This is a genomic window from Mycobacterium noviomagense, from assembly GCF_010731635.1.
In the GTDB taxonomy this organism is placed as follows: domain Bacteria; phylum Actinomycetota; class Actinomycetes; order Mycobacteriales; family Mycobacteriaceae; genus Mycobacterium; species Mycobacterium noviomagense.
Window position 1 is genome coordinate 3,121,949 of sequence record NZ_AP022583.1, and the last position, 19,721, is coordinate 3,141,669.

19 protein-coding genes and 5 pseudogenes are annotated in these 19,721 nt (G+C 65.1%); 7 read left to right on the plus strand and 17 right to left on the minus strand.

What is annotated here, in order from left to right; all coding sequences use genetic code 11:
- The first annotated feature begins 258 nt into the window (after positions 1-258).
- The 3 genes from G6N15_RS14655 to G6N15_RS14665 all read left to right on the plus strand — a co-directional run bounded on the left by G6N15_RS14655 (position 259) and on the right by G6N15_RS14665 (position 3,270).
- Entirely contained in the window at positions 259-693 is a 435-nt protein-coding gene (locus G6N15_RS14655; protein ID WP_179961749.1) for an Hsp20/alpha crystallin family protein, read from the plus strand.
- 631 nt (positions 694-1,324) lie between these two features.
- Complete coding sequence (gene thiI, locus G6N15_RS14660; RefSeq protein ID WP_179961828.1) at positions 1,325-2,581, plus strand: tRNA uracil 4-sulfurtransferase ThiI; 1,257 nt, start codon at positions 1,325-1,327, stop codon at positions 2,579-2,581.
- Positions 2,578-3,270: a hypothetical protein gene (locus G6N15_RS14665; protein ID WP_139797732.1), complete on the plus strand. Its 693-nt coding sequence runs from the start codon at positions 2,578-2,580 to the stop codon at positions 3,268-3,270. Before thiI ends, G6N15_RS14665 begins: the two co-directional genes overlap by 4 nt.
- Before the next feature lie 19 nt (positions 3,271-3,289).
- Here G6N15_RS14665 and G6N15_RS14670 read toward each other — a convergent pair whose 3' ends face one another.
- The 10 genes and pseudogenes from G6N15_RS14670 to G6N15_RS14715 all read right to left on the minus strand — a co-directional run bounded on the left by G6N15_RS14670 (position 3,290) and on the right by G6N15_RS14715 (position 11,463).
- Positions 3,290-4,657, minus strand: a complete 1,368-nt coding sequence (locus G6N15_RS14670) for a phosphotransferase family protein (RefSeq protein WP_083086139.1) — start codon at positions 4,655-4,657, stop codon at positions 3,290-3,292.
- Complete coding sequence (locus G6N15_RS14675) at positions 4,654-5,898, minus strand: acyl-CoA dehydrogenase family protein (protein WP_083086137.1); 1,245 nt, start codon at positions 5,896-5,898, stop codon at positions 4,654-4,656. Before G6N15_RS14675 ends, G6N15_RS14670 begins: the two co-directional genes overlap by 4 nt.
- A gap of 11 nt (positions 5,899-5,909) precedes the next feature.
- A complete protein-coding gene (locus G6N15_RS14680) occupies positions 5,910-6,521 on the minus strand; it encodes a TetR/AcrR family transcriptional regulator (RefSeq protein ID WP_083086134.1) in 612 nt (203 codons plus the stop codon).
- On the minus strand, positions 6,521-7,417 hold the full coding sequence (locus tag G6N15_RS14685) for a hydroxymethylglutaryl-CoA lyase (RefSeq protein ID WP_083086131.1): 897 nt from the start codon (positions 7,415-7,417) through the stop codon (positions 6,521-6,523). Before G6N15_RS14685 ends, G6N15_RS14680 begins: the two co-directional genes overlap by 1 nt.
- On the minus strand, positions 7,414-8,619 hold the full coding sequence (locus tag G6N15_RS14690; protein ID WP_083086128.1) for a CaiB/BaiF CoA transferase family protein: 1,206 nt from the start codon (positions 8,617-8,619) through the stop codon (positions 7,414-7,416). The genes G6N15_RS14685 and G6N15_RS14690 overlap by 4 nt, the downstream gene beginning before the upstream one ends.
- Positions 8,616-9,653, minus strand: a pseudogene (locus G6N15_RS14695) (alpha/beta fold hydrolase); the annotation flags it as partial. The pseudogene G6N15_RS14695 and the gene G6N15_RS14690, both read right to left, overlap by 4 nt.
- Positions 9,654-9,655: 2 nt before the next feature.
- Positions 9,656-9,799: pseudogene (locus tag G6N15_RS14700) on the minus strand (homogentisate 1,2-dioxygenase); the annotation flags it as partial.
- 90 nt (positions 9,800-9,889) lie between these two features.
- On the minus strand, positions 9,890-10,135 hold the full coding sequence (locus G6N15_RS14705) for a type II toxin-antitoxin system PemK/MazF family toxin (RefSeq protein WP_232070240.1): 246 nt from the start codon (positions 10,133-10,135) through the stop codon (positions 9,890-9,892).
- Positions 10,136-10,207: 72 nt separating this feature from the next.
- Positions 10,208-10,417, minus strand: coding sequence for an antitoxin MazE-like protein (locus G6N15_RS14710; protein ID WP_083086125.1), 210 nt, complete (start codon positions 10,415-10,417; stop codon positions 10,208-10,210).
- Between the two features lie 47 nt (positions 10,418-10,464).
- Positions 10,465-11,463 (minus strand): acrylyl-CoA reductase family protein, encoded by a 999-nt coding sequence (locus G6N15_RS14715; protein WP_083086122.1) that lies wholly within the window; start codon positions 11,461-11,463, stop codon positions 10,465-10,467.
- Between the two features lie 22 nt (positions 11,464-11,485).
- Here G6N15_RS14715 and G6N15_RS14720 point away from each other — a divergent pair, with 22 nt between their 5' ends.
- Positions 11,486-12,343 (plus strand): oxidoreductase, encoded by an 858-nt coding sequence (locus G6N15_RS14720; protein WP_083086120.1) that lies wholly within the window; start codon positions 11,486-11,488, stop codon positions 12,341-12,343.
- A 41-nt stretch (positions 12,344-12,384) separates the two neighbouring features.
- Here G6N15_RS14720 and G6N15_RS14725 read toward each other — a convergent pair whose 3' ends face one another.
- Positions 12,385-12,981, minus strand: coding sequence for a TetR/AcrR family transcriptional regulator (locus G6N15_RS14725; protein WP_083086117.1), 597 nt, complete (start codon positions 12,979-12,981; stop codon positions 12,385-12,387).
- 209 nt (positions 12,982-13,190) lie between these two features.
- Here G6N15_RS14725 and G6N15_RS14730 point away from each other — a divergent pair, with 209 nt between their 5' ends.
- Together G6N15_RS14730 and G6N15_RS14735 are read left to right on the plus strand one after the other, a co-directional pair.
- Complete coding sequence (locus tag G6N15_RS14730; protein ID WP_083086405.1) at positions 13,191-13,745, plus strand: pyridoxamine 5'-phosphate oxidase family protein; 555 nt, start codon at positions 13,191-13,193, stop codon at positions 13,743-13,745.
- Positions 13,746-13,757: 12 nt separating this feature from the next.
- Entirely contained in the window at positions 13,758-15,086 is a 1,329-nt protein-coding gene (locus G6N15_RS14735; protein ID WP_083086115.1) for an amidohydrolase family protein, read from the plus strand.
- 6 nt (positions 15,087-15,092) lie between these two features.
- Here the strand turns inward: G6N15_RS14735 and G6N15_RS14740 are convergent, their stop codons facing one another.
- Positions 15,093-16,295 carry a cytochrome P450 gene (locus G6N15_RS14740; RefSeq protein WP_083086114.1) on the minus strand — a complete coding sequence of 401 codons (1,203 nt, stop codon included), beginning with the start codon at positions 16,293-16,295 and terminating at the stop codon, positions 15,093-15,095.
- A gap of 23 nt (positions 16,296-16,318) precedes the next feature.
- A complete protein-coding gene (locus G6N15_RS14745; protein WP_083086112.1) occupies positions 16,319-17,155 on the minus strand; it encodes a mycofactocin-coupled SDR family oxidoreductase in 837 nt (278 codons plus the stop codon).
- A 48-nt stretch (positions 17,156-17,203) separates the two neighbouring features.
- On the opposite strand from G6N15_RS14745, the gene G6N15_RS14750 reads away from it, so the two are divergent.
- The gene (locus tag G6N15_RS14750; RefSeq protein WP_179961750.1) at positions 17,204-17,800 is read left to right on the plus strand and encodes a TetR/AcrR family transcriptional regulator; all 597 of its coding nucleotides are present in this window, start codon (positions 17,204-17,206) and stop codon (positions 17,798-17,800) included.
- A 16-nt stretch (positions 17,801-17,816) separates the two neighbouring features.
- Here G6N15_RS14750 and G6N15_RS14755 read toward each other — a convergent pair.
- The 4 genes and pseudogenes from G6N15_RS14755 to G6N15_RS14770 form a co-directional block, all read right to left on the minus strand.
- Positions 17,817-18,582: pseudogene (locus G6N15_RS14755) on the minus strand (aldehyde dehydrogenase family protein); the annotation flags it as partial.
- A gap of 40 nt (positions 18,583-18,622) precedes the next feature.
- Positions 18,623-18,868: pseudogene (locus tag G6N15_RS14760) on the minus strand (carboxymuconolactone decarboxylase family protein); the annotation flags it as partial.
- Between the two features lie 16 nt (positions 18,869-18,884).
- A pseudogene (locus G6N15_RS14765) lies at positions 18,885-19,334 on the minus strand (SDR family oxidoreductase); the annotation flags it as partial.
- Positions 19,333-19,710: a DoxX family protein gene (locus tag G6N15_RS14770; protein ID WP_083086110.1), complete on the minus strand. Its 378-nt coding sequence runs from the start codon at positions 19,708-19,710 to the stop codon at positions 19,333-19,335. The pseudogene G6N15_RS14765 and the gene G6N15_RS14770, both read right to left, overlap by 2 nt.
- Between the last annotated feature and the right edge of the window lie 11 nt (positions 19,711-19,721).

A 19,721-nucleotide genomic window follows, 5' to 3' on the forward strand; every position in this document is an offset into this window, starting at 1 on the left:
CGTCAGGGCGTGCTCGGCAGGCACGGCCGCTACGAGATCGGGGACAAAAGCTGCGCAGCATGACGCTACCCGTCGGCGAACGCGTGGCGTTATCTGACCCGGCTGGCTCGGGCATCAACGGCCAGAGGTGGCGTGGCCTCATCCTCAAAAAATTTTCACCGTTCTCCGGCAGCGGTAGGGAATATGCTCTCAGCAAGAGAGGTTTTCTGTGGTGGCAACAGCAAGATCTACGTCGGAAGCGACGAGGAGGTGATAGCCATGCTGAGGTTTGATCCACTCTTCCGTGACCTTGACCGACTGACGCAGCAACTATGGGGCAATCCGGTCGGAACCGCCACGCGTCCGGCGGTGATGCCAATGGATGTCTGGCGCGAAGGCGACAAGTTCGTCGTCGAGCTCGACCTGCCGGGCATCAAGCCAGACTCGATTGATGTCACCGTCGACCAGGGCGCGCTGACGGTGCGCGCCGAGCGCCCGTACGCAGGTGACGAGGGTCATGACTGGGTGGCCGCCGAGCGCCCGCACGGTGTGTTCAGCCGGCAGCTGTTCCTGGGTGACCAGCTGGACACCGAGCACGTCGGCGCCGACTACACCGACGGGGTGTTGCGGCTGACGGTCCCGGTGGCCGAGGCGGCCAAGCCGCGCAAGATCGCCATCCAGTCGGGCGCCGCCCAGCAGGCCATCAGCGCCTAAAGCGGCGCCTCGGCCCACGGCTTAGTGTCGCCGTCCGCGCGCAGGCGCGGACGGCCCGTCTGCTGCGGGAGGTTGGGGAGGCGATCAGTTCACAGCGCGACGAGCCGAGCCGCCGTCGGCGTTGGTGCGCTCAGCGAACCAGGGTATTGCCGGCGGCGGATTGCTCAGCGGCTCAGCTGTTTTCACCGTTTATTACCGGCCGGTCCAACAGTGGGCCGGCCGATGGTGGATCTGGGTAATGAACCATTCAGCGCGCCAACATGTTTCGGTGCGCCTTCCGCTCATTACACCGCTCGTCCGGTGAGCGCGACAGCACTGACCGCCTGCACCGCTCTGTCGGGAACGGCTTCGCGCGGCATAAGTGGGCACGGCGGCCCATCCACCGGTGGCGCTGCGCGGCGTACGTGGGCGGCCACCCTCACCCCGGAGCCGGCGTGGCAGCGGGCGCGGTATACATTGCCTCGGGCATGCCGGTGGTGCGTGCGCGGCACGCAGAGGAGATAGCCTTGGCGGTTAAACCGAGAGCGCAAATGCCTACTGTGTACATCGTCCGGATTGCGGGCATTGTGGAGGAATGACGTCCGCTTTTTCTGAGCCGGTTGTGGCTAGCGGAACATCGTCGGCGGCCCAGCTGCGCGTCGAGCCGTGCGTGTTGCTGAAGTACGGCGAGCTGGCGCTCAAGCGTGGTAATCAGCAGCGGTTCGAGCGGCATCTGGTGCGCAACTTGCGGCATGCGCTGGCTCACGGAACCGACACAGCTCCGCGCGTGCGATTACGGCGGCGCAGCGGTGTTTTGGCGGTCTCCGCGCCGCCGCTGTCTCACGCCGAAGTGGTGCAGCGGGCCCGTGATGTCATCGGCATCAGTGTCGTTCAACCGGTATGGCGAGTCGCCAAATCAGCTGCGGCGGCTGAAGCCGCGGCGGTGCGGCTGCTCCGTGAGCGCGACGCAGATCCGCCTGCACCCACTTTTGCGGTGCGCTGCAGAAGGCGCGACAGGCGTTTTGGGTTGACCTCGGAGCAGTTGGCGGCAAGCATCGGCGCGCGAGTATGCGCCGAACTGGGCTGGCGGGTCGACTTGAAGCATCCCGACGTGGAGCTCGGGGTAGAGGTCGACCGGCGGGAAATCTTCCTCGGCGTAGACCGACATCGCGGCCAAGGTGGCCTGCCTGTGGGATCCAGTGGCCGTGCGCTGGTGCTACTTTCGGGTGGATTCGATTCGCCGGTCGCAGCTTATCGGGCGATGCGCCGGGGGTTGCGCTGCGATTTCCTGCACTGCACCGGCGCGCCGTTTACCGACGCGACCTCGACCTACAAGGCGTATGCCTTGGCACGCCAGCTGAGCCGTTTCCAGCCAGGCTCCCGGTTGTACGTGGCCGCCGTGGGTCGCGCCCAGCGCACCCTGGCCACCAGTGGTGCCGGTGAAGCGCAGATCGTGGCGCAGCGTCGGCTGTACGTGCGGGTGGCGGATGCGCTGGCCCGCCGCGTCGGTGCGCAGGCTCTGGTCACCGGCGACAGCCTGGGACAGGTGTCCAGCCAGACTCTGGCTAACCTCGCCGTCGTCGAGGAAGCCGCCGGCCTGCCCGTGCTGAGACCGCTGCTTGCCTTCGACAAGGTGGAGATTCTCGACGAAGCGCGACAGATTGGCACCGCCGAAATCTCTGTCCTGCGTGACCAGGACTGCTGCCAGCTGTTTCTGCCACGCCGGGTGGCCACCTACACCACGGTCGGGCGACTCGCTGATGTTGAAGCCCGCGCTGGGATGGATACCCTCGTCGATAATGTGCTGAGCCACATCCAAGAGTTCGATCTCGATAGCTGCGAGGCCACCGCCGGCGCGCTGGCCGCGCAGGAAGCCACAACCGCGAAGGACCAGCACACGCAGCAGTGACCGACATCGACAGCAGGCAACGCGGCCGCGACCAGATCAGCGCACTGGTTGCGGCGCACGGCGCGTTCACCCAGGCCGCCGTCCAGGCATCGCAGTTGATGGCCGCCAAGGGCCGGAGTAAATTCGCTGCGCACCTCGACCGTCACCGGGCTGAGCTCAACGTCGCTATCGGCGAATTCGGCTTGTGGGCAGAGAGTTTCGGCGATTGGGCACGTGTTGACGTCGGTCCGGCGATACATCCGCCCTTGCTGAGCCGACCACCCGCCCCGGTTACCGAGGGTCGGATCGGAGCCGATTTGTTGATCTCACGCGAGAATCTGAAACAGCGCCGCGCCGGGCTGTTGTCTGAGCTTGGCAAAGCACGGTTCGTTCTCGGTACCGCCGGTCTACCGGCGGAAGAAATCTGCGCCTATCGGCGCATGGTGCGGTTATGGGCCGGTGAGGCGATCGATTTGGTGACAGGTGTGCATCGGCTGACACTAGCCGACCAGTACATCCGGCGCCTCAGCCGATTGCGCGCTGTTCCGCACGCCTCGCCGGCGGCACGTGAAACTGGTGCCGGTCTTGTTCGGCAGTGGATGGAAGATCTCGAAGAGCCTGATCGCGAAGGTGAGCTGGCGTTGGCGGAAACGTGTGGCTACGGCGACTTTGTCGAGTGCTACCGCGCAAATACCTTGCGCTGTAACTGATCTCGGCACAGGCTTGCGCCTATCCCTTCTCGTCAGGCTGGTCGTATCCAGGATGGGCGACTGCTAACCGATGCCGTACCATGGTCCGCAGACACGACAGCACGGCCTGGGGCTTTTCCTCGAGCTCACCGGCCCGGATGGCTGTGGCCAACTCGGCTTCATCGGCGAAGCCGAGTTGCGCTATCGTCGCTCGCGGAGAGTCGTCGGTGACAAGTAATTGGCGTTCGACGATGCGCAGTGCGTTCGTCGCGACCCTGGCGTGGAAGTTGACCTGCCCCGTGGTGGCTTGCCGGACATCGGTTTCGAGAAACTCGGCGACCGCGGCGACCAGCTCGGCTGCTGTGGGGCGGCCGTACAGGGTGTTCGGGGCCGGTATCGATCCGCGGGCAGCCGCTGGGGGATGGGCATCGGCGGCGCCGCTGGGGTCGAGCAGTTCGAGCAGATCCCACTCGGTCTCGCAGACCCGGCGGCCGATTGTGGCCAGCTCTACTGAGCGGACTTGACCGCTCAGGTGACGATGTGCCTGGTATCGGCAGATGACTCCCCAGCGCAGTGTGGCCAACACTAGCCACCAGTGAAAACGTCCGCGGTCGACGGGCATGCCGCTGGCCTCTTCGTAAGCCGAAAGGAAGCTTTCGATGCTGCCCAGCCCGCCGGCCCCGCGGCTTGCCGGTGCGCCGAACCGCCAGGCGCGGATACAAAACCAGGCCAGGTCCTCGTACACCTCGCCGATGTGCACTAGCTCCCAATCCAAAACGGCCGCAAGGTCGGAACCGTCGACGATAAGGTTGCCCATCCGGAAGTCGCCATGCACCAGGCGGGCAGGCGACAGCGGTGGCCGGTGGGCGGCCAGCCAGCGAAATGCCCATTCGAATGTCGCGGTGGTATCGGCCATCGCGTCGAGCCGGGCCCGCCATTCCGTGAGCTGGTCTTGCTGATCGAGGTCCGCATCGCTCGGGTGGGCTCGGTGGATGGCGGCCAGCGCGTGGGCGCATTGGCGCAGCAGCCGGGCCCGGCCAGCATCGTCGAGCTGACGATCGATGCGCCGCACAATCGTCTCGCCCTTGACCTCCTCGCAGATCAAGAACGGATTGCCCAGCGCCGCGGGTGAATCCGTGGCAGCGAGGATTCGCGGGACGGGAGCTCCGTCCGCTGCCGCGGCCGCCTGGGCTCGCGCTTCGCGCTCCATGCCGGCATGCACGTCGTCGGTCGCCCCGGTGCGCAAAATCAGCGAGCGGCGTTCGGCAGGGGTGACGGCGTCGAAAGCCCAAGTGCTCCGGCTGGCGCCACCGGTCAGTGCACGCAAGTTCTCGATCGCCACGTCAGCGCCGAGCAGAGGGCGCAGCACAGCCGGCAGGGCGGCCTGTAGCCGCTCCGCAGTGGTCACCGACGCGCCTTGTCAAACTTGAATAACCGCTGCGCCACTCGGCGGATCTGGATTTCCTCGGAACCTTCGGTGATCCGGTAGCGGCGGTGGTGGCGGTAGATGTGTTCGAACGGCTCATGGCGGCTGTAGCCGAGGCCACCGAAGATCTGCATGGCGCGGTCCGCGGCGTCGCAGCACAACCGGTTGGCGCGGTAGTTGGCCATCGACACCTTGTCCGACACCTCCAGGTGGTGGTCGCGGTCTAAGTGCCAGGCCGCGTAGTACACCAGCAGCCGCACCATCTGGGCTTCAGTGTGCAGTTCGGCCAGCGGCCACTGCACGGCCTGATGGACCGACAGCGGCTTGCCGAACACTGTTCGCCTGCCGGCGTAGTCCGCGGCGCGGTCGATGCAGTATTGTGCTGCACCCAGGCTACTGGCCGCCTGCCGAATCCGGTTCTCGTGCAAAAACGTCTGTGCCACGTCCAACCCGCGGTCGACCTCACCGAGCACAGCATCGGCGGGAATCCTGACGTCTCTGAGTTCGACTTCGCCATGATCGCTGGGCATGTTGAATGTCCACCAGTAGAACGGCACGGTGAAACCCGGTGTGTTGGTGGGCACGAGGAACGCGGTGATGCCCGTTGCCTGTCCGGGCTCACCGGAAGTGCGGGCGAAGATCAGGTCGTGCGTGGCGCGGTGCACGCCGGTGTTCCAGCGTTTGGCGCCGTTGATCACCCAGCTGTCGCCATCGCGCTCGGCCCGGGTTTCCAGCCAGGTGGCATCTGAACCGTGCTGCGGCTCGGTGAGCCCGAACGCCATCGAGCGTTCCCCGGTGATCAGCGCCTCGGACCATTCGCGGCGTTGCTCGTCGGTGCCGAACCGCTCGATCATGATCACTTGCGGGAAATTGCCGACGATCGACGATTCGTTCTGCAAGTCGTTGTGCAAGCCGAGGCCCTTGTGCGCCAAGTGTTCCCGGATGACGGCCATGTCGAGGTTGGTGCCGTCCCGGCCGCCCAGCGAGGACGGTAATGCGTAGCGCAGCCAACCGGCCTTGTCGGCGCGCCGGCGCATCTCGTCGAGAAGGTCCTCCCACGCTCGACGTGGAATGCCGCCGTTGTCGAAGTCGGTGCGGGCAAACTCCCGCCGGTGGTCGAAGTACTGCATGTGCTCGGCCTGCAGCGGAGCGATCTCGGCTTCGATGAAAGCATCGATGTCGGCTAGCAGCCGCGGAAGATGTTCGGGCAGCGTGAAATCCACTTCTGGCCTCCTCAGGCGCCGTAGAGGGTCTTTTTCCATATGGTCGACAGCGTGGCGATGGCCTCTTCGTCGCTGATTCGGAGGCCCAGGGCGGATGGGCCCACGACGACCGCGGTGAAGTTCTCGAACAGCAGCGCGATGGCGGCAGCGATGTGGTCCGGATGAAGTTCGCTGCCGTAGCCGTGTTGTTGTGCTCGTCGCACAGACGCCGCGACGATGTCCATGCCGAAGCGTCGGAACTCGTTCTGCAACACGGCGAACCGTTGCTGGGTGGCGCCCAATTGGGCGACGGCCACCATGATGCCGATGTTCTGTTTGAATATGTTCCAGTACCCGGTGACCACCGAAGTGAAAAATTCGGCGTCGTCCGGGGAGTCGGGAAGGCGCACCGAGAGCCGTGCGGGCGCCAACACGTCGTGGAGAAAGGACTCGGCTAGCGCGGCCAGCAGATCCTGTTTGTCGGTGAAGTAGCGGTAGAACACCGCCGGAGACTTTCCGGCTGCCGACGTGATGTCGGCGAGCGTCGTTCCGTGGAAGCCGCGCTCTGCGAATAGCTTGCGCGCCGCATGCTCGATCGCCTGTCGAGTTTGGCGACCTTTGGAACTCAGCGCCTCGCTGGCCATCACTGCCGCTTCCGGTCGCCGGCGTGAAGCAGTGCGCCGGGGAGGTCGTGGCCCACAAGTGATCTGGCAACGTCAGCTGCGGCGATGGCGGCGTGCAGGTCGATGTCGACATCGATACCACTATCGGTGAGCAAATAGACCAGGTCCTCGGTCGCGATATTGCCCGTGGCGCCCGGCGCGAACGGGCAACCGCCCAGCCCGCCGACCGAGGAATCCAGCCGGGTGATACCCGCTGCGACGGCCGCGTAGGCGCACGCCAACCCGGCACCGCGAGTGTTGTGGAAATGGCCGCCCAGCGGCGTGGTCCCGATCCGCGGACGCAGCGCGGCCATCAGCGAGCTGACCCGCCCCGGCGTGGTGGTGCCGATGGTGTCGGCGATCGAGATCCGGTCCACGCACTGCTCACAGGCGGTGGTGGCGATGTCGAGTACCCGCTGCAGCGCAGTGGGTCCCTCGAACGGACAGTCCCACGCGGTGGCGATGATGACTTCTGCGGTGGCGCCGGCGTCATGAGCAATCGTGACGATCTCGCCGATCTGTGCGGTGGCGTCGGCACTGCTGCGCCCGACGTTGGCGTGACTGAACGCATCCGAGGCCGCCACGACGTATTGGATCGCGTTTAGTCCGGCCGCCATAGCGCGTTTGGCGCCGTTGGGACTGGCCACTAAAGCCGAGAACTCGATGCCTGGAAAGCGGTGTAGTTCGGCGGCCAACTCCGCGGCGTCGGCCATCGACGGCACCTTCGATGGAGACACGAACGCGCAGGCTTCGATCTCGCGCGCCCCGGTGGCGGCTATCGCGTCCAGCAGCTGCAGCTTGGCGGACAACGGGATTGGCGCCTCGATCTGCAGCCCGTCTCGCAGCGCGACTTCCCGAATGGTGACATGTGGGTTCATAGCACCCCCTCGGCACGCAGTTGTTCGAGCTCCTCAGTGGTCCGGCCGAGCAGGCCCCCGTAGACGTCGTCGTTGTGGTGTCCCGGCCGTGCCGGGCCGGCGTTGCGGATGCTGCCCGGCGACTCGGAGAGCACCGGGACGATGCCGGGGCCCAAAACGGATCTCTCGACCCGTTCATCCCAGTGATCGGCAATCATTCCGCGGGCTCGCAGCTGGGGATCCTCGACCACTTCGGCGACGGTGTTGATAGGACCGGCGATAACGCCTGCTGCGCTGAGTGTTTCGATGATATCGTTCGGGTGACGCTGCCCGGCCCAGTCGCCGATGATCTTGTCGAGTTCGTCCTGGTTGCGGCCGCGGGCGCCGTGCGTGGCGAACCGGTCGTCGGTGGCCAGGTCCGGTCGCCCCATCGCCTGGCACAACCGAACGAACACGGTGTCCTGGTTGGCCGCGATCACCACCCACGTGCCGTCGGCGCTACGGTAGATGTTGGACGGCGCGATGCCCTCGAGCCGGGTGCCCGACGGCCCGCGCACCACCCCGCCGACGTCGTAGTCAGGGATGGTGGATTCCTGGATGGCCAAACAGGATTCGGTCAGTGCCACGTCGACGACCTGACCGCGACCGCTGACACTGCGACGGTACAGTGCCGCCAGCGCACCCTGCGCGCCGAACATCCCGGCCAAGCTGTCGCCCAGTGACAACGCCAGCCGCGGCGGTGGTCCATCGGGAAATCCGTTGAGGTGACGCAGCCCGCTGGCCGCCTCGGCCACCGAGGCGTAGCCGGCCTTGTGCGCCTCGGGGCCGGTCTGCCCGTAGCCGGATACTCGCACCAGGATGATGCCCGGGTTACGTTCGCATAGAACCTGATAGCCGAGGTTCCACTTCTCCAAAGTGCCGGGCCGAAAGTTCTCCACCACGATGTCGGACTTTTCGACGAGGTCGAGAAACAGCTCACGTCCGCGGTCTTTGCGTAGGTCGAGCGTCACGGCTTTCTTGTTGCGGGCGTGCACGGTCCAGAAGAAGTGGTGCCCGTCGAGTTCGGCCTGCCCCCAGGTGCGCAACGGATCGGGCGCCCCCGGTGGTTCCACCTTGATGACCTCGGCGCCCATGTCGCCGAGCAGTCGGCCGGCGAACGGTCCCGCAATCAACGTGCCGAGCTCGAGCACCCGGATGCCGTCCAGCGCGCCGGCTGGGTTCATTGGGTCTCCGCGAAGTCGTGGCGAGCTAGCCAGTCGCTGATGATGTCGACGGCCTGGCCCAGCTTGTCACGCTGGTCCGGACCCGCGTAATAGTGCGTGGCGCCCGGGATTTCGTGCATCTCCTTGTTTGGATGGCCGATCGCCTCGAAGAGCCGGCAGGTGTGGCTGGGTGTGCAGGCGTCGTCGGCAAGGTTGCCGATGACCAGCGCGGGCACGGCGATGTCACATCCGCACGTGATGCCGTCGCCGTGGGCGTCGTCGTAGCTCCACTGCGAAAGCCAGCTGCGCAGGGTGCAGAAGCGGGCCAGCCCGACCGGGCTCATGTTCACCACTTGAGGATCGCCCAGATAACAGCTTCCCGGGGTGCGTTCGTTGGGATCGACGCTCGGATCCAGCCAGCGTGGGTCGGCCATGGTGCCGTGCACGACGAAACAGAATTCGTCATCCGGGCGCCCGGCTGCCTTGAGCTCTGACAGCTTGTCTTTCACCCATGCCGTGATGCGGCGGTTGCGCTCGATCTGGGCGTGCCGGTAGCGCGCCAGGAATTCTTCGCTGTAAGGCGGTTGGTTCGGGTTATCCGGGTTGTAGAGGTCCAACTCGGGATCGCGGTTGCTCGGGTCGGATTCGTCGAGGATGGATGCATTCAGCCATTCGGTCAGCGTGCCGTGGCGGCTGATGTGAGCCGCCAGCAGCATGATGCCGTCGGCCGCGGGCAGGTCCAGTTGGGTGAGGTCGGGCCCGTCACCGGACGGGCTGCAGGTCACCGTGGGGTCCTGGGCCTGCTGCTGGTAGAACAGCGAGAGCGAGCCACCGCCGCTCCAGCCGGCCAGCACCACCTTCTGGTAGCCCAGCCGTTTCTTGGCATCCTTGATGCACTTGCCGAGGTCCTCGACCACTTTTTCCATCAGCAGCGCCGAGTCGGTGCCCCGAAACCGGCTGTTGCAGTAGATGACGTGATGTCCGGCCCGGCCCAACGCGTTGATCATCGGCAGGTAGGCGCCGCCGCCGATCGGGTGCATGAACACGATGACGGTTAGGCGGTGGGGTCGTGGCGGCGGTACAGGTTGGCGGTCCGGCCGGTGAACCCGCCGCGGCCGAGCTCGTCGTCCTTGAGGCCGTCGAGGTCGGCGTGCAGACGTCGCGGGGTGCGGCCTTTGCGCAAGTGGACGAAGGATTCCATGGACGGCTCCGGCTCGGGGCGAAAAGTAGAAGTGAAAGTGACGTTACTTTCTCTTTTGTGCACCTGCAAGGATCATCTTTCGGACTCCGCTCAAGACGCCAAGCCGAGGAACACCATGAGTGAGCGTTCGATGTCCGCCATAACCGTCGTAGGTACGCGACCGATCCGCGCACCAAGATTCGAGCGGCGAACTGTCGTGATCTTGTCGACCATGGCAAAGCTGGGCTGGGCAATTCCGGTCGACAGGGGTATCGCGACGCGCGTTATCGGCGCGTCCACCACGGTGGTGGTCAGCGAGATGACGACAACCGATTCCGTTGCAGAGAACAAGGTCATCTTGGGCAATCAGCGCCGGGCGAGGTTGGGCGGCGTAGACGCCACCAGAGGCGGTCCAGAGCTCGCCACGGTTCACTCGTCGTCGGCTAGTTCAGAGATCGCCTCGACAAACTCCATGTCGTCGCTTTGCCGGTCTGCTTCGGCAAGCGCCAGCGATTCGCGGTGTGCCTCTGCAGCAAACCGCTCCGACCGAACGTCGGGCACCCAGACTTGAACCGGCCGGTATTTGCGGTCACGCATACGACGGCGGTATTCGCCAGCCCGCTGTGTTGATGTGCCCATGCGTCAGCTGTTCCATGAAACGCTCGTTGCATGCAACAGCTGGTGCATTAAAAACCGCCGGTCACCCGCACCACTGCCCGGCCCGAGAATGTCCCCGCTCGTAGCTGGTCGAGCACACCGACCACGTCTTTGACGTCGACGTCGGTGGTGATCGCCGCGAGATGACGCGGACGCAACGAATCGCCGAGACGCGCCCACAGTTCTCGCCGCGGGCCGATCGGTAGCTGCACCGAGTCGATGCCGAGCAGCGCGATACCGCGCAGTATGAACGGCATCACCGTGGTGTGTAGCGCCGCGCCACCGGTCAGCCCACTACAGGCCACCGCGCCGTGGTAGTGCACCGCACTCAGCACGTCCGCTAGCGTCGCGCCGCCCACGCAGTCCACGCCGGCCGCCCAGCGCGCCTTGGCCAGCGGCCTCGGCTTCGCGTCGGGGTCGGCGGGCAGCCGGCCGATAACCTCTGTTGCACCAAGCTCTTTCAGCCGCTCAGCCGCATGATCCTTACCCGTCGACGCCACCACCTGATAGCCGGCGGCTGCGAGTAGATCCACGCTGATCGACCCCACCCCGCCCGACGCGCCGGTCACCACAACGGGACCCGCGTCGGTCGCGACACCCCAATCTTGCAGTGCCTGCACGCTCATCGCGGCGGTGAACCCGGCGGTCCCGATAGCGGCGCCGTCGTACGGGCTCAGCGCGCCCAACGGCACCAACTGGTCGGCGGGCAGCCGAGCATATTCGGCGTAACCGCCGTGGTGGCCGGTACCGATCTGGTACCCGTGAGCCAGAACGGCGTCGCCGACCGCGAAATCGGGTGATTGCGACTCGACGACTTCGCCAGTCAGATCGATGCCCGGCACGACGGGATACTCGCGCACCACACCGCCGCCGGGTGTCAGCGCCAATGCGTCCTTGTAGTTGACGCTGGAATACAGCACCCGGATCGTCACATCGCCGGGCGGCAACTCGGCTGCGGTGAGTGTCTCCACCGTTGTCCTAATCTGGTCGCCGTCCTTGCGTGCCATAAGCGCCTGAAATGTGTCCATGGCTCGACGCTAGCCTCATTGCATGGATTCCTTTCTGCTTGGTCGGTATTCGGTGGCCCGCATCGGTTTCGGCGCGATGCAGTTGCCGGGCCCGGGGGTGTTCGGGCCGCCGCGAGACCATGACGAGGCGCTGGCCGTGCTGCGGCGCGCGGTGCAGCTCGGCGTCGACCACATCGACACCGCGCAGTTCTATGGACCGAAAGTCGCCAACGAACTGATCCGCGAGGCGCTGTGTCCGTATCCGGAGAACCTGGCGCTGGTGAGCAAGGTGGGCGGTCGCCGTGACGACGCCGGCGCGTGGCTGCCGGTTCTCGACCCGGCCGACCTGCGCCGCGACATCGAGGCGAACCTTCGCACCCTTGCAGTCGACCGGCTGACCGTCGTGAACCTGCGCCTGATGGACAGCGAGGGCCCGGATCAGCGCCTCGACGACCAGCTTTCGGTGCTGATCGCCGCTCGCGACGAAGGCTTGATCGACGGGATCGGGCTGAGCAACGTCACCCGTGAGCATCTGCTGCACGCCTTGGAGCGCACTGACATCGCTTGTGTGCAAAACGCTTTCAACCTTGTCGACCGGTCCTCCGGCCCGGTGCTGCAGGAGTGCACCGCGCGCGGTATTGCGTTCGTGCCGTTCTTCCCACTCGGATCGGCGTTTTCGCCGGACAATCCGGTCCTCGGCCATGATCTGGTGAAGAGGGCGGGCGCCCGGCTGGGCTGCATGCCGGCTCAAGTCGCCCTGGCATGGACGCTCAACGTGGCGCCCAACGTGCTGTTGATCCCGGGCACCTCGTCGGTGCGACACCTCGAGGAGAACATGGCGGTCGCAGATATCGAGCTCGACAACGACACCGTTGCCGAGCTAAATGCGATCGCCGCCTGATGTCGGCACCCATCCGACCCGCTACGAGAAAGAGGCATGCGCTATCGCCTTGTGCTGCGACGCATCTTGGCGAGCCCGTCAATTATCAGTTCGAGTCCCAACGCGAATTCTTCGTCCAACGGCACAGGGAGATGGCCGGCCACGGTCAGGGTCGCGGGAAACGCCTGCGGGTCCAGCATGTCAATGTGGTTGGTCAGTTTGGCATCGTCGAATTCGTGACCAGCGAGCTGGATGGCGAAGCCCAACACATAGCGGGCCAGGGTTGCATATGAGCGCGCCGCGAGCTGCGGTGTGAACCCGTTGTCGAGCAGGACCGCTAACAATCGTTCGCGCTGTGCCATGGCGTTAGGGCCGATCGGCGCCTGCTCGCTCAGCAGGGGCGTCACGTTGCGGTGGCGGCGAAACATCTCGAACATGCCCTGCGCGAACGAGTCGCACGCCAGCTGCCACCCTTTTGCGGCAAGCTCTTCGGCGCTGAATTCCACCTCGCCGAACACGCGGTCCACGACCCGGGCGATCAATTCCCTCCGGTTGCCGAAGTGGCGATAGAGCGTGGCCGTCCCCGATTCGAGCCGCTGCGCAAGCGTTCTCATCGACAACGCGTCAGCGCCTTCCTCATCCACGATCTGTAGCGCCATATCAACAATCCGATCGACCGGGACCGGTGGGCGCCCGGGGGAGCGCCGAGCCTCGATGTCTTTCGGGATTACACGGTGGCGCGCGGTTGTCACGGCCCCAGTATTGCCGCTCTTGACAGCCGCCGCAATTTCGACAACGCTGTATCCATTATGTCGGGCACCCGGCGTCGCCACGCCGGCCGCGAATGAGATACAGAAAGGACCTGCTCATGCTGTTACCGCTTGCGACGGAGCCATTCACGGCTCCGACAGATCGCGAGATGCTCCCTTCGGAGCGGCGCGAATTCGTCCGCACACATCGCACGTGCGTTTTCGGCTACCGCCGCAAAAACGATGGTCCCGCCATGTCGGTCGTGTACTACATTCCCACCGACGATGACGAGTTGCTGGTGTCCACAATGGGAGGACGCGGCAAGGCTCGGGTCATCGCTCAGGACGGCAAGGTGAGTTTGTGCGTACTAGACGAACGTTGGCCCTTTGCCTACCTGCAGGTGTACGCCGACGCGGTGATCGAGCGCGACCGCGACCGGGTCGTGGATGTGATGATGGCAGTCGCCGGACGGATGTCGGGCCAGCCACTACCTGATGAAGGCCGCCCGGTCGTCGAGGCGATGGCCGAGGAGGAGGACCGCGTGGTCATTCGTTGTCGGCCCTACGCGACGTTCGCGCAGCCGCCACGGCACCTGTATCGCAATGATCAGGAAGAGCGAATCACCCACTGGATTGCAGGCACTGTGCCGTGGGGCGCGTCGGACCCGGCCTGAGGCGGCTCGCCCATGATCCGCACGTTGCTGCATGGGGCGCAGGTGGTCACCATGTCCCCGGGCAGGCCCAACGCCGAAAGTATCGATATCGTCATCGAGGGCGACCGCATTGCCGAAATCGGTAAGCAAATCGACCGGACCGATGCGGAAACCGTCGATTTGTCGGGGCGAATCGTCATTCCCGGCCTGATCAATGCACACCTGCACACCTGGCAGAGCGCCCTGCGTCTCGCGGGCGCCGACTGGACCCTGCTGGAATACCTGCACAGGATGCACGGTATCGTCGCCCAGCACTACACTCCCGACGACATCTACATCGGCAATCTCGCAGGTGCGCTCAACCAAATCAACTGCGGCACCACGACACTCGGTGACTGGTGTCATACCAACCCCACGCCCGAGCACAGCGACGCGGCGATAGAAGCCCTGCAGAAGTCCGGCATTCGCGCCGTCTTCTTCCACGGCACACCCAACCGGGACCCTGATGTCGGCCATCCGCTCGCCGAGATCGACCGACTGCTCGACGGGTCCATCCGGGCGCACAAGTTGCTAACCCTCGGGATGGCCATCGCCGGCCCGCAATACTCAACATCCGGTGTGGCAGTAGCCGATTTGGGTGCAGCACACGAGCGGGGTCTCCTCGCGTCTTTGCATCAAAGCGGCGGACAACCGGCGGCTGCGTGGGAAGCGGTGCGCGCGGCCGGACTGTTCGGACCGCATTCCAACATTGTGCACGGCGCAGGTCTAACCGACGATTGGGCGAGCGCTCTGGTGGAAGCGGGCGCCACCTTTACCACGACACCGGAAAACGAGCTCGGCCACGGCCATTGTTCGCCCATCACAGGACAACTGCTGCGCCTCGGCGCGGCACCATCGTTGGGCACCGATACCGAAACCGCAGTGTCCGGCGAAATCCTCACCGCCGCCCGGATCGCGCTGGCCCACCGGCGCGGCCTCGACCACGACCGCCATCGCCAGGCGACCGGCATGATGTCGACAACGCCGTCCATCACGTGCAAGCAGGCGCTATCGTGGGCGACCGTCGAGGGCGCAAAAGCGTTGGGCCTCACCGATCTTGTCGGCCGACTCGAGCCAGGCATGCAGGCCGACCTAGTCGCCATCGATACCCGTGCGCTCAATCTCTGGCCCGTGCACGACCCGCTCGCCGCGGGGCTACACGCCAGCATCGCTGACATCGAAGCCGTGATGATCGCAGGTCTTTGGCGCAAGCGAAACCATGCCTTGGCGGATGTAGACGTCGACGAAGTCCGAACCAGGTTAACGGAATCGGGCCAGCGGCTGCTCCGCCGCGCTGGTAGGTCGACCATCACGCGGCGCTAACACGCGTCACGGCAGTACGATCCGCAGGCGCTCCCACCCGCGGACCGTCGAGGTCGGTGCCAGCTTTGCGGCCTCGTAGTCGATGTCCCATTCCGGCCAGCGGTTGAGCAATTCGTCGAGCGCGACTCGGCCTTCCAGGCGCGCCAGGTTGGCCCCCAGGCAGTAGTGCAAACCCTTACCGAATGTCAGGTGCGCGCCCTCGTTGCGGTGGATGTTGAACGTGTCGGGCTCGCTGAACCGGCGCGGGTCGCGGTTCGCCGCGCCGAACAGCAGCAGCATCGCGCTGCCGGCCGGCACGGTGGTGTCGTAGCACTCGAAATCCCTTGCCATCCAACGTGCGACGTGCGGACCGGTCGGCTCGAAGCGCAGCGTCTCGTCCACGGCGCGCGTCAGCAATGACCGGTCTTCGTAAACGTCGCGGCGCTGGTCGGGGTGCTCGGCGAATACCTTGGCCAACCAACCGATGAGCCGGCCGGTCGTCTCGTTGCCGGCTCCGGCGACGACCTGGGTGTAGCGCAGTACTTCGTCGCGCGTCAGCTTGCGCGTCACTCCGTGCTCGTCTTCGAACTCGACGTTGAGCAGCGCGGTCATCAGGTCGTCGGAAGCGTTCTTGGCCCGCCAGTCGATGTAGTCGGCGTAAATCCGGCCGTCCGCAATCGCATCGGGGTCGGCCACTTTCATCGGCGCGCCGGGCCGGGTGCGCAGGTTGGCGTCGTTGGCATCGCGGACAGTGATCTGCTCCTCTTCGGGTATACCCAGCAGCATGCCGATCACCCGCATCGGCATCATCGAGGCCAGTTCGGCGATGATGTCGAAACTGTCCGCGCCGACCAGCGGATCCAGGCATCGCACGCAGTAGCGCCGGATCTGGTCCTCGATTGCCGCCATCCGCCGCGGGGTGAACACCCGCGACATCAGCCCACGCAACATGGTGTGCATCGGCGGGTCTTGGAACATCATCACGCCGGGCGGCATGTCGAAATCCGATTGGATGAGTTCGAGGATGTCGCCGCGGCTGTTGGAGAACGTCTCCCAGTTCGCCAGAGCCTTTTCCACGTCGGAGTGCCGGGAAAGTGCCCAAAAGTCGTAGCGCTCGTTGTAGTAGATCGGCGCTTCCTCGCGCAGCCGGGCATAGACCGGGTACGGATTGGCGACGATGTCGACGTCGTAGGGGTCGTAGTAGACCTCGGTGTCGTTGGCAATCGTCATAACGGGTTCCTCTGTCTGCGTGTTTATTTCAGGCAGCTTCCGGCGTCGACAGGCAGCGTGACGCCGGTGATGTAGCGCGATTCGTCAGAGGCCAGAAACAGCACGGCGTTGCTGATGTCCTCGGCCTGTACCCACGGGATCGGCAGGATGTGAAAGGTCTGGCAGACGGGTGCGAGGTCGTCTGGGCCGGGGTTATCCAGGTCGGGTCGAAAGCCGCGGTAGGTGCCCTCATTCAGCAGCAGCGGGGTGGCCGTATGCGTGGGATGCACCGAGTTGACCCGGATGAAGTGCGGGCCCAACTCGACTGCGAACGTGCGCATCAGGCCGACGACACCGTGTTTGGCGACGTTGTAGTGGCCCATGTAGGGGTAGGCCTTCAGGCCGGCGACCGAGCTGGTCAGGATCACCGAACCACCCCGGCCACCGGCCAGCAGATGCGGAACACCGGCCTTCACGGTCTTCCACACACTGCCGAGGTTGACGTCAATCATCTCCTGCCACAACGCTTCGTCGACCTTGTGCAGTTTGTCGCCCATGGTGCCGATGCCGGCGTTGGCGACGATGATGTCGAACTTGCCGAATTGTTCGACACCACCGTCGACAGCGTGCTTCAGGGCGTCGAAGTCGCGGGCATCGACTTGTGCGGTGACGATGCGCCGGTCCAGGTTCTTGACCATCTCGGCGGTTTCGGCGAGGTCTTCGGGCGTCGAGCCGGGTGCCGGAGAGCGGTCGAACGCCTGGCAGATGTCGACCGCAATGATGTCGGCGCCCTCCTGCGCCAACCGGACTGCGTGACTGCGTCCCTGACCGCGCGCCGCGCCGGTGACGAACGCGACTTTGCCTTCAACGCGGCCCGCCATTTTTCCTCCCACTTGTTTGGGCGATCGCCCAATTACTATGCTGACCACATGTCTAGCAGCCCAGCGGCCCGTCGGTCAAGAGTTGGCTCCCGCGATTCGGAGACCCGGCGCGCGCTGATCCGGGCGACGGCCGAGACCATCATCGAAGAGGGCTACGCCGCCGCGACGTCGCGCCGGGTGGCAGCCAAGGCGGGTGTGCGGCCGGCATTGGTGCACTACTACTTCCCGAGCATGGATGACCTGTTTGTGGCCGTGCTGCGGGCCGGGGCAGAGGCGACGCTGGAGCGTCAGCGCCAGGCATTGGCCGGCGACAAGCCGCTGCACGAGCTGTGGCGGCTCAACAGCACGCAGGGTGCCCAGTTGATGCTCGAGTTCATGGCTTTGGCCAATCATCGCAAGGCAATTCGCAGTGAGATCGCCGCGTATGCCGAGCGGTACGGGGGCTTGGAGGCCGCAGCGCTGACCGATGCCATGCGCGCGCATGGTGTCGATATGACGGAGTTCCCGCCGGTGGTGATGTCGATGATCCTGACGAGCCTCGCCCGGATCATGCTGCTCGAGCAGAGCCTCGGCATCGAGCGCGGCCATGACGAGGTTCGCGAGTTCATCGGGCGCTATCTCGACCGCTACGAAGTCTCTTCCTAACCGTCTGACGCCACACCTAACTCATTCCGATCCGAATGTTCTTGACTTGCAAGAACTCATAAAGCCCCTCCAGGCCGCCGATGCGGCCGAACCCGCTTTGCTTGTAGCCGCCGTACCGTCCCTGCGGTGAAATGTCGCTGAGCTGGTTGATCCACACCGAGCCGGCTTGCAGTTGGCGTGCGACCCGGTGGGCGCGGCCCAGATCGCGCGTCTGAACGAAGGCGTTCAGGCCGTACACGGTGTCGTTGGCGATTCGCACCGCTTCGGTTTCGTCACCGAATCTCATCACCGCGACGGCCGGTCCGAAGGTTTCGGTTTGGGCCAGCGCAGACGGGTTGTCGGCACGACCGAACACCGTCGGTTCGATGTAGTAGCCGCCGGCGAGGTCGCCGCCAATCCTCTTGCCGCGGCATACCAACTCTCCAGCTTTGTGGGCGACGGCTTCGTCGATCGCGGCAAGAATGCGATCGGCGGCGCCCTGGCTGATTACCGGCCCGAACCTGACAGCGGGATCGAACGGGTCACCGACGGTGGCGGATCGGATCACGGCGACGAACTTCTCCATGAAGGCGTCGTAGACCGATTCCTGCACGAGCACGCGGCTGGCGCACGCGCAGCTCTGCCCGGACTGAACGAGCGGGCCCTGGAAAGCTGCCCGCTGCGCCGCAACATCGAGGTCGGCATCGTCAAAACACGATGTTGGCCGATTTGCCGCCAAGCTCGGCAACCACGGGCGTCAAGTTCTCGGCTGCCGACTGGATCACCTTGCGAGCGGTCGGCCCGCGCCAGTGACGGTCTCGTGTATTTCGGCGATGGTCACATGCCGCTGTTGAGCGCGGCGTACACGTGCTGGTCCAAGGGCTCCTGGGCGTCGGCAGCTGCGACGCATGGCAGCGTGACAAAACGCCGATCCCGCCGGCTGAGCCCGGGGCGTGACCATATCTCGCCGAAGACATAATCGATGAGGCCATTGTCGGTCAGGTCGGCATCGTCGGGCGGCGGAAACGTCATCACCTCAGCGAAGTGGCGTCTGCCGCGCTCCGCGCGTTCTGTTTCGGCTGTTGTCATGTTTGCCTTTCGGCCGCTAGCGGATCGTGACGCCGGCATCGACCTTGAACTGCAGACCGGTCACATACCGCGATTCGTCGGAGATCAAAAACAGCACCGCATTGCTGATGTCCATCGGCTCCGCCATGACTGCGGGCAGGGCGTTGAGGAAGATCGGCACCAAATCGGGCCGCTCTTCGGCGAGTAGCCGATGTATCGACTCGGGCTTCATTCCCGTTGCGACACCGGTCGGGTGGGCCGTGCTGACCCGAACATTTTGCGCGGCAGGCTCATTGGCCAGCGCCAGGCTCATGCCCACGATGCCGTGCTTGGACGCGGTGTACGGCGTGTGCAGCGGCGTGCCCTTGATGCCTGCCGACGAGCTGATGTTGACGATGCTGCCGCCGCGCTCGACGAGGTGGGGGAGCACGGCCGCGCAGGTATTCCAGGTGCCCATCAGGTTGACATCTACGACGGTTCGCCACTTACAGGGCCGTTGACACCGATCCATTCGGTGCGGCGGTGGCCAGCGCCACCACGGCGACAGCAGCCGCGGCGGTCAGCACGGCGGGAAGCATGACGAAGACCGTGTCTTGCGCTTTGATGTGGTAAGCGACAGCGCCCAACATGAGACCGCACACCGCGGCGCCGATCACGACCGACAGTGCGGGAAACGCGATTGCAGCCAATAAGTCTGCTGTGGCAGCAATCTCGGCTGCTCCGATCATTCGGTGGAGGCCGACGCTCACGCCGAGATGCTCCGCACTGGCCCGAACAGCATTGAGCTGCAGTAGCTTTGATGCCCCAGCTACGGCCATCTCCAGCGCCAAGAATGCAGATATGACGGTGAATGCGACGTGCATGGGTCTCCAAT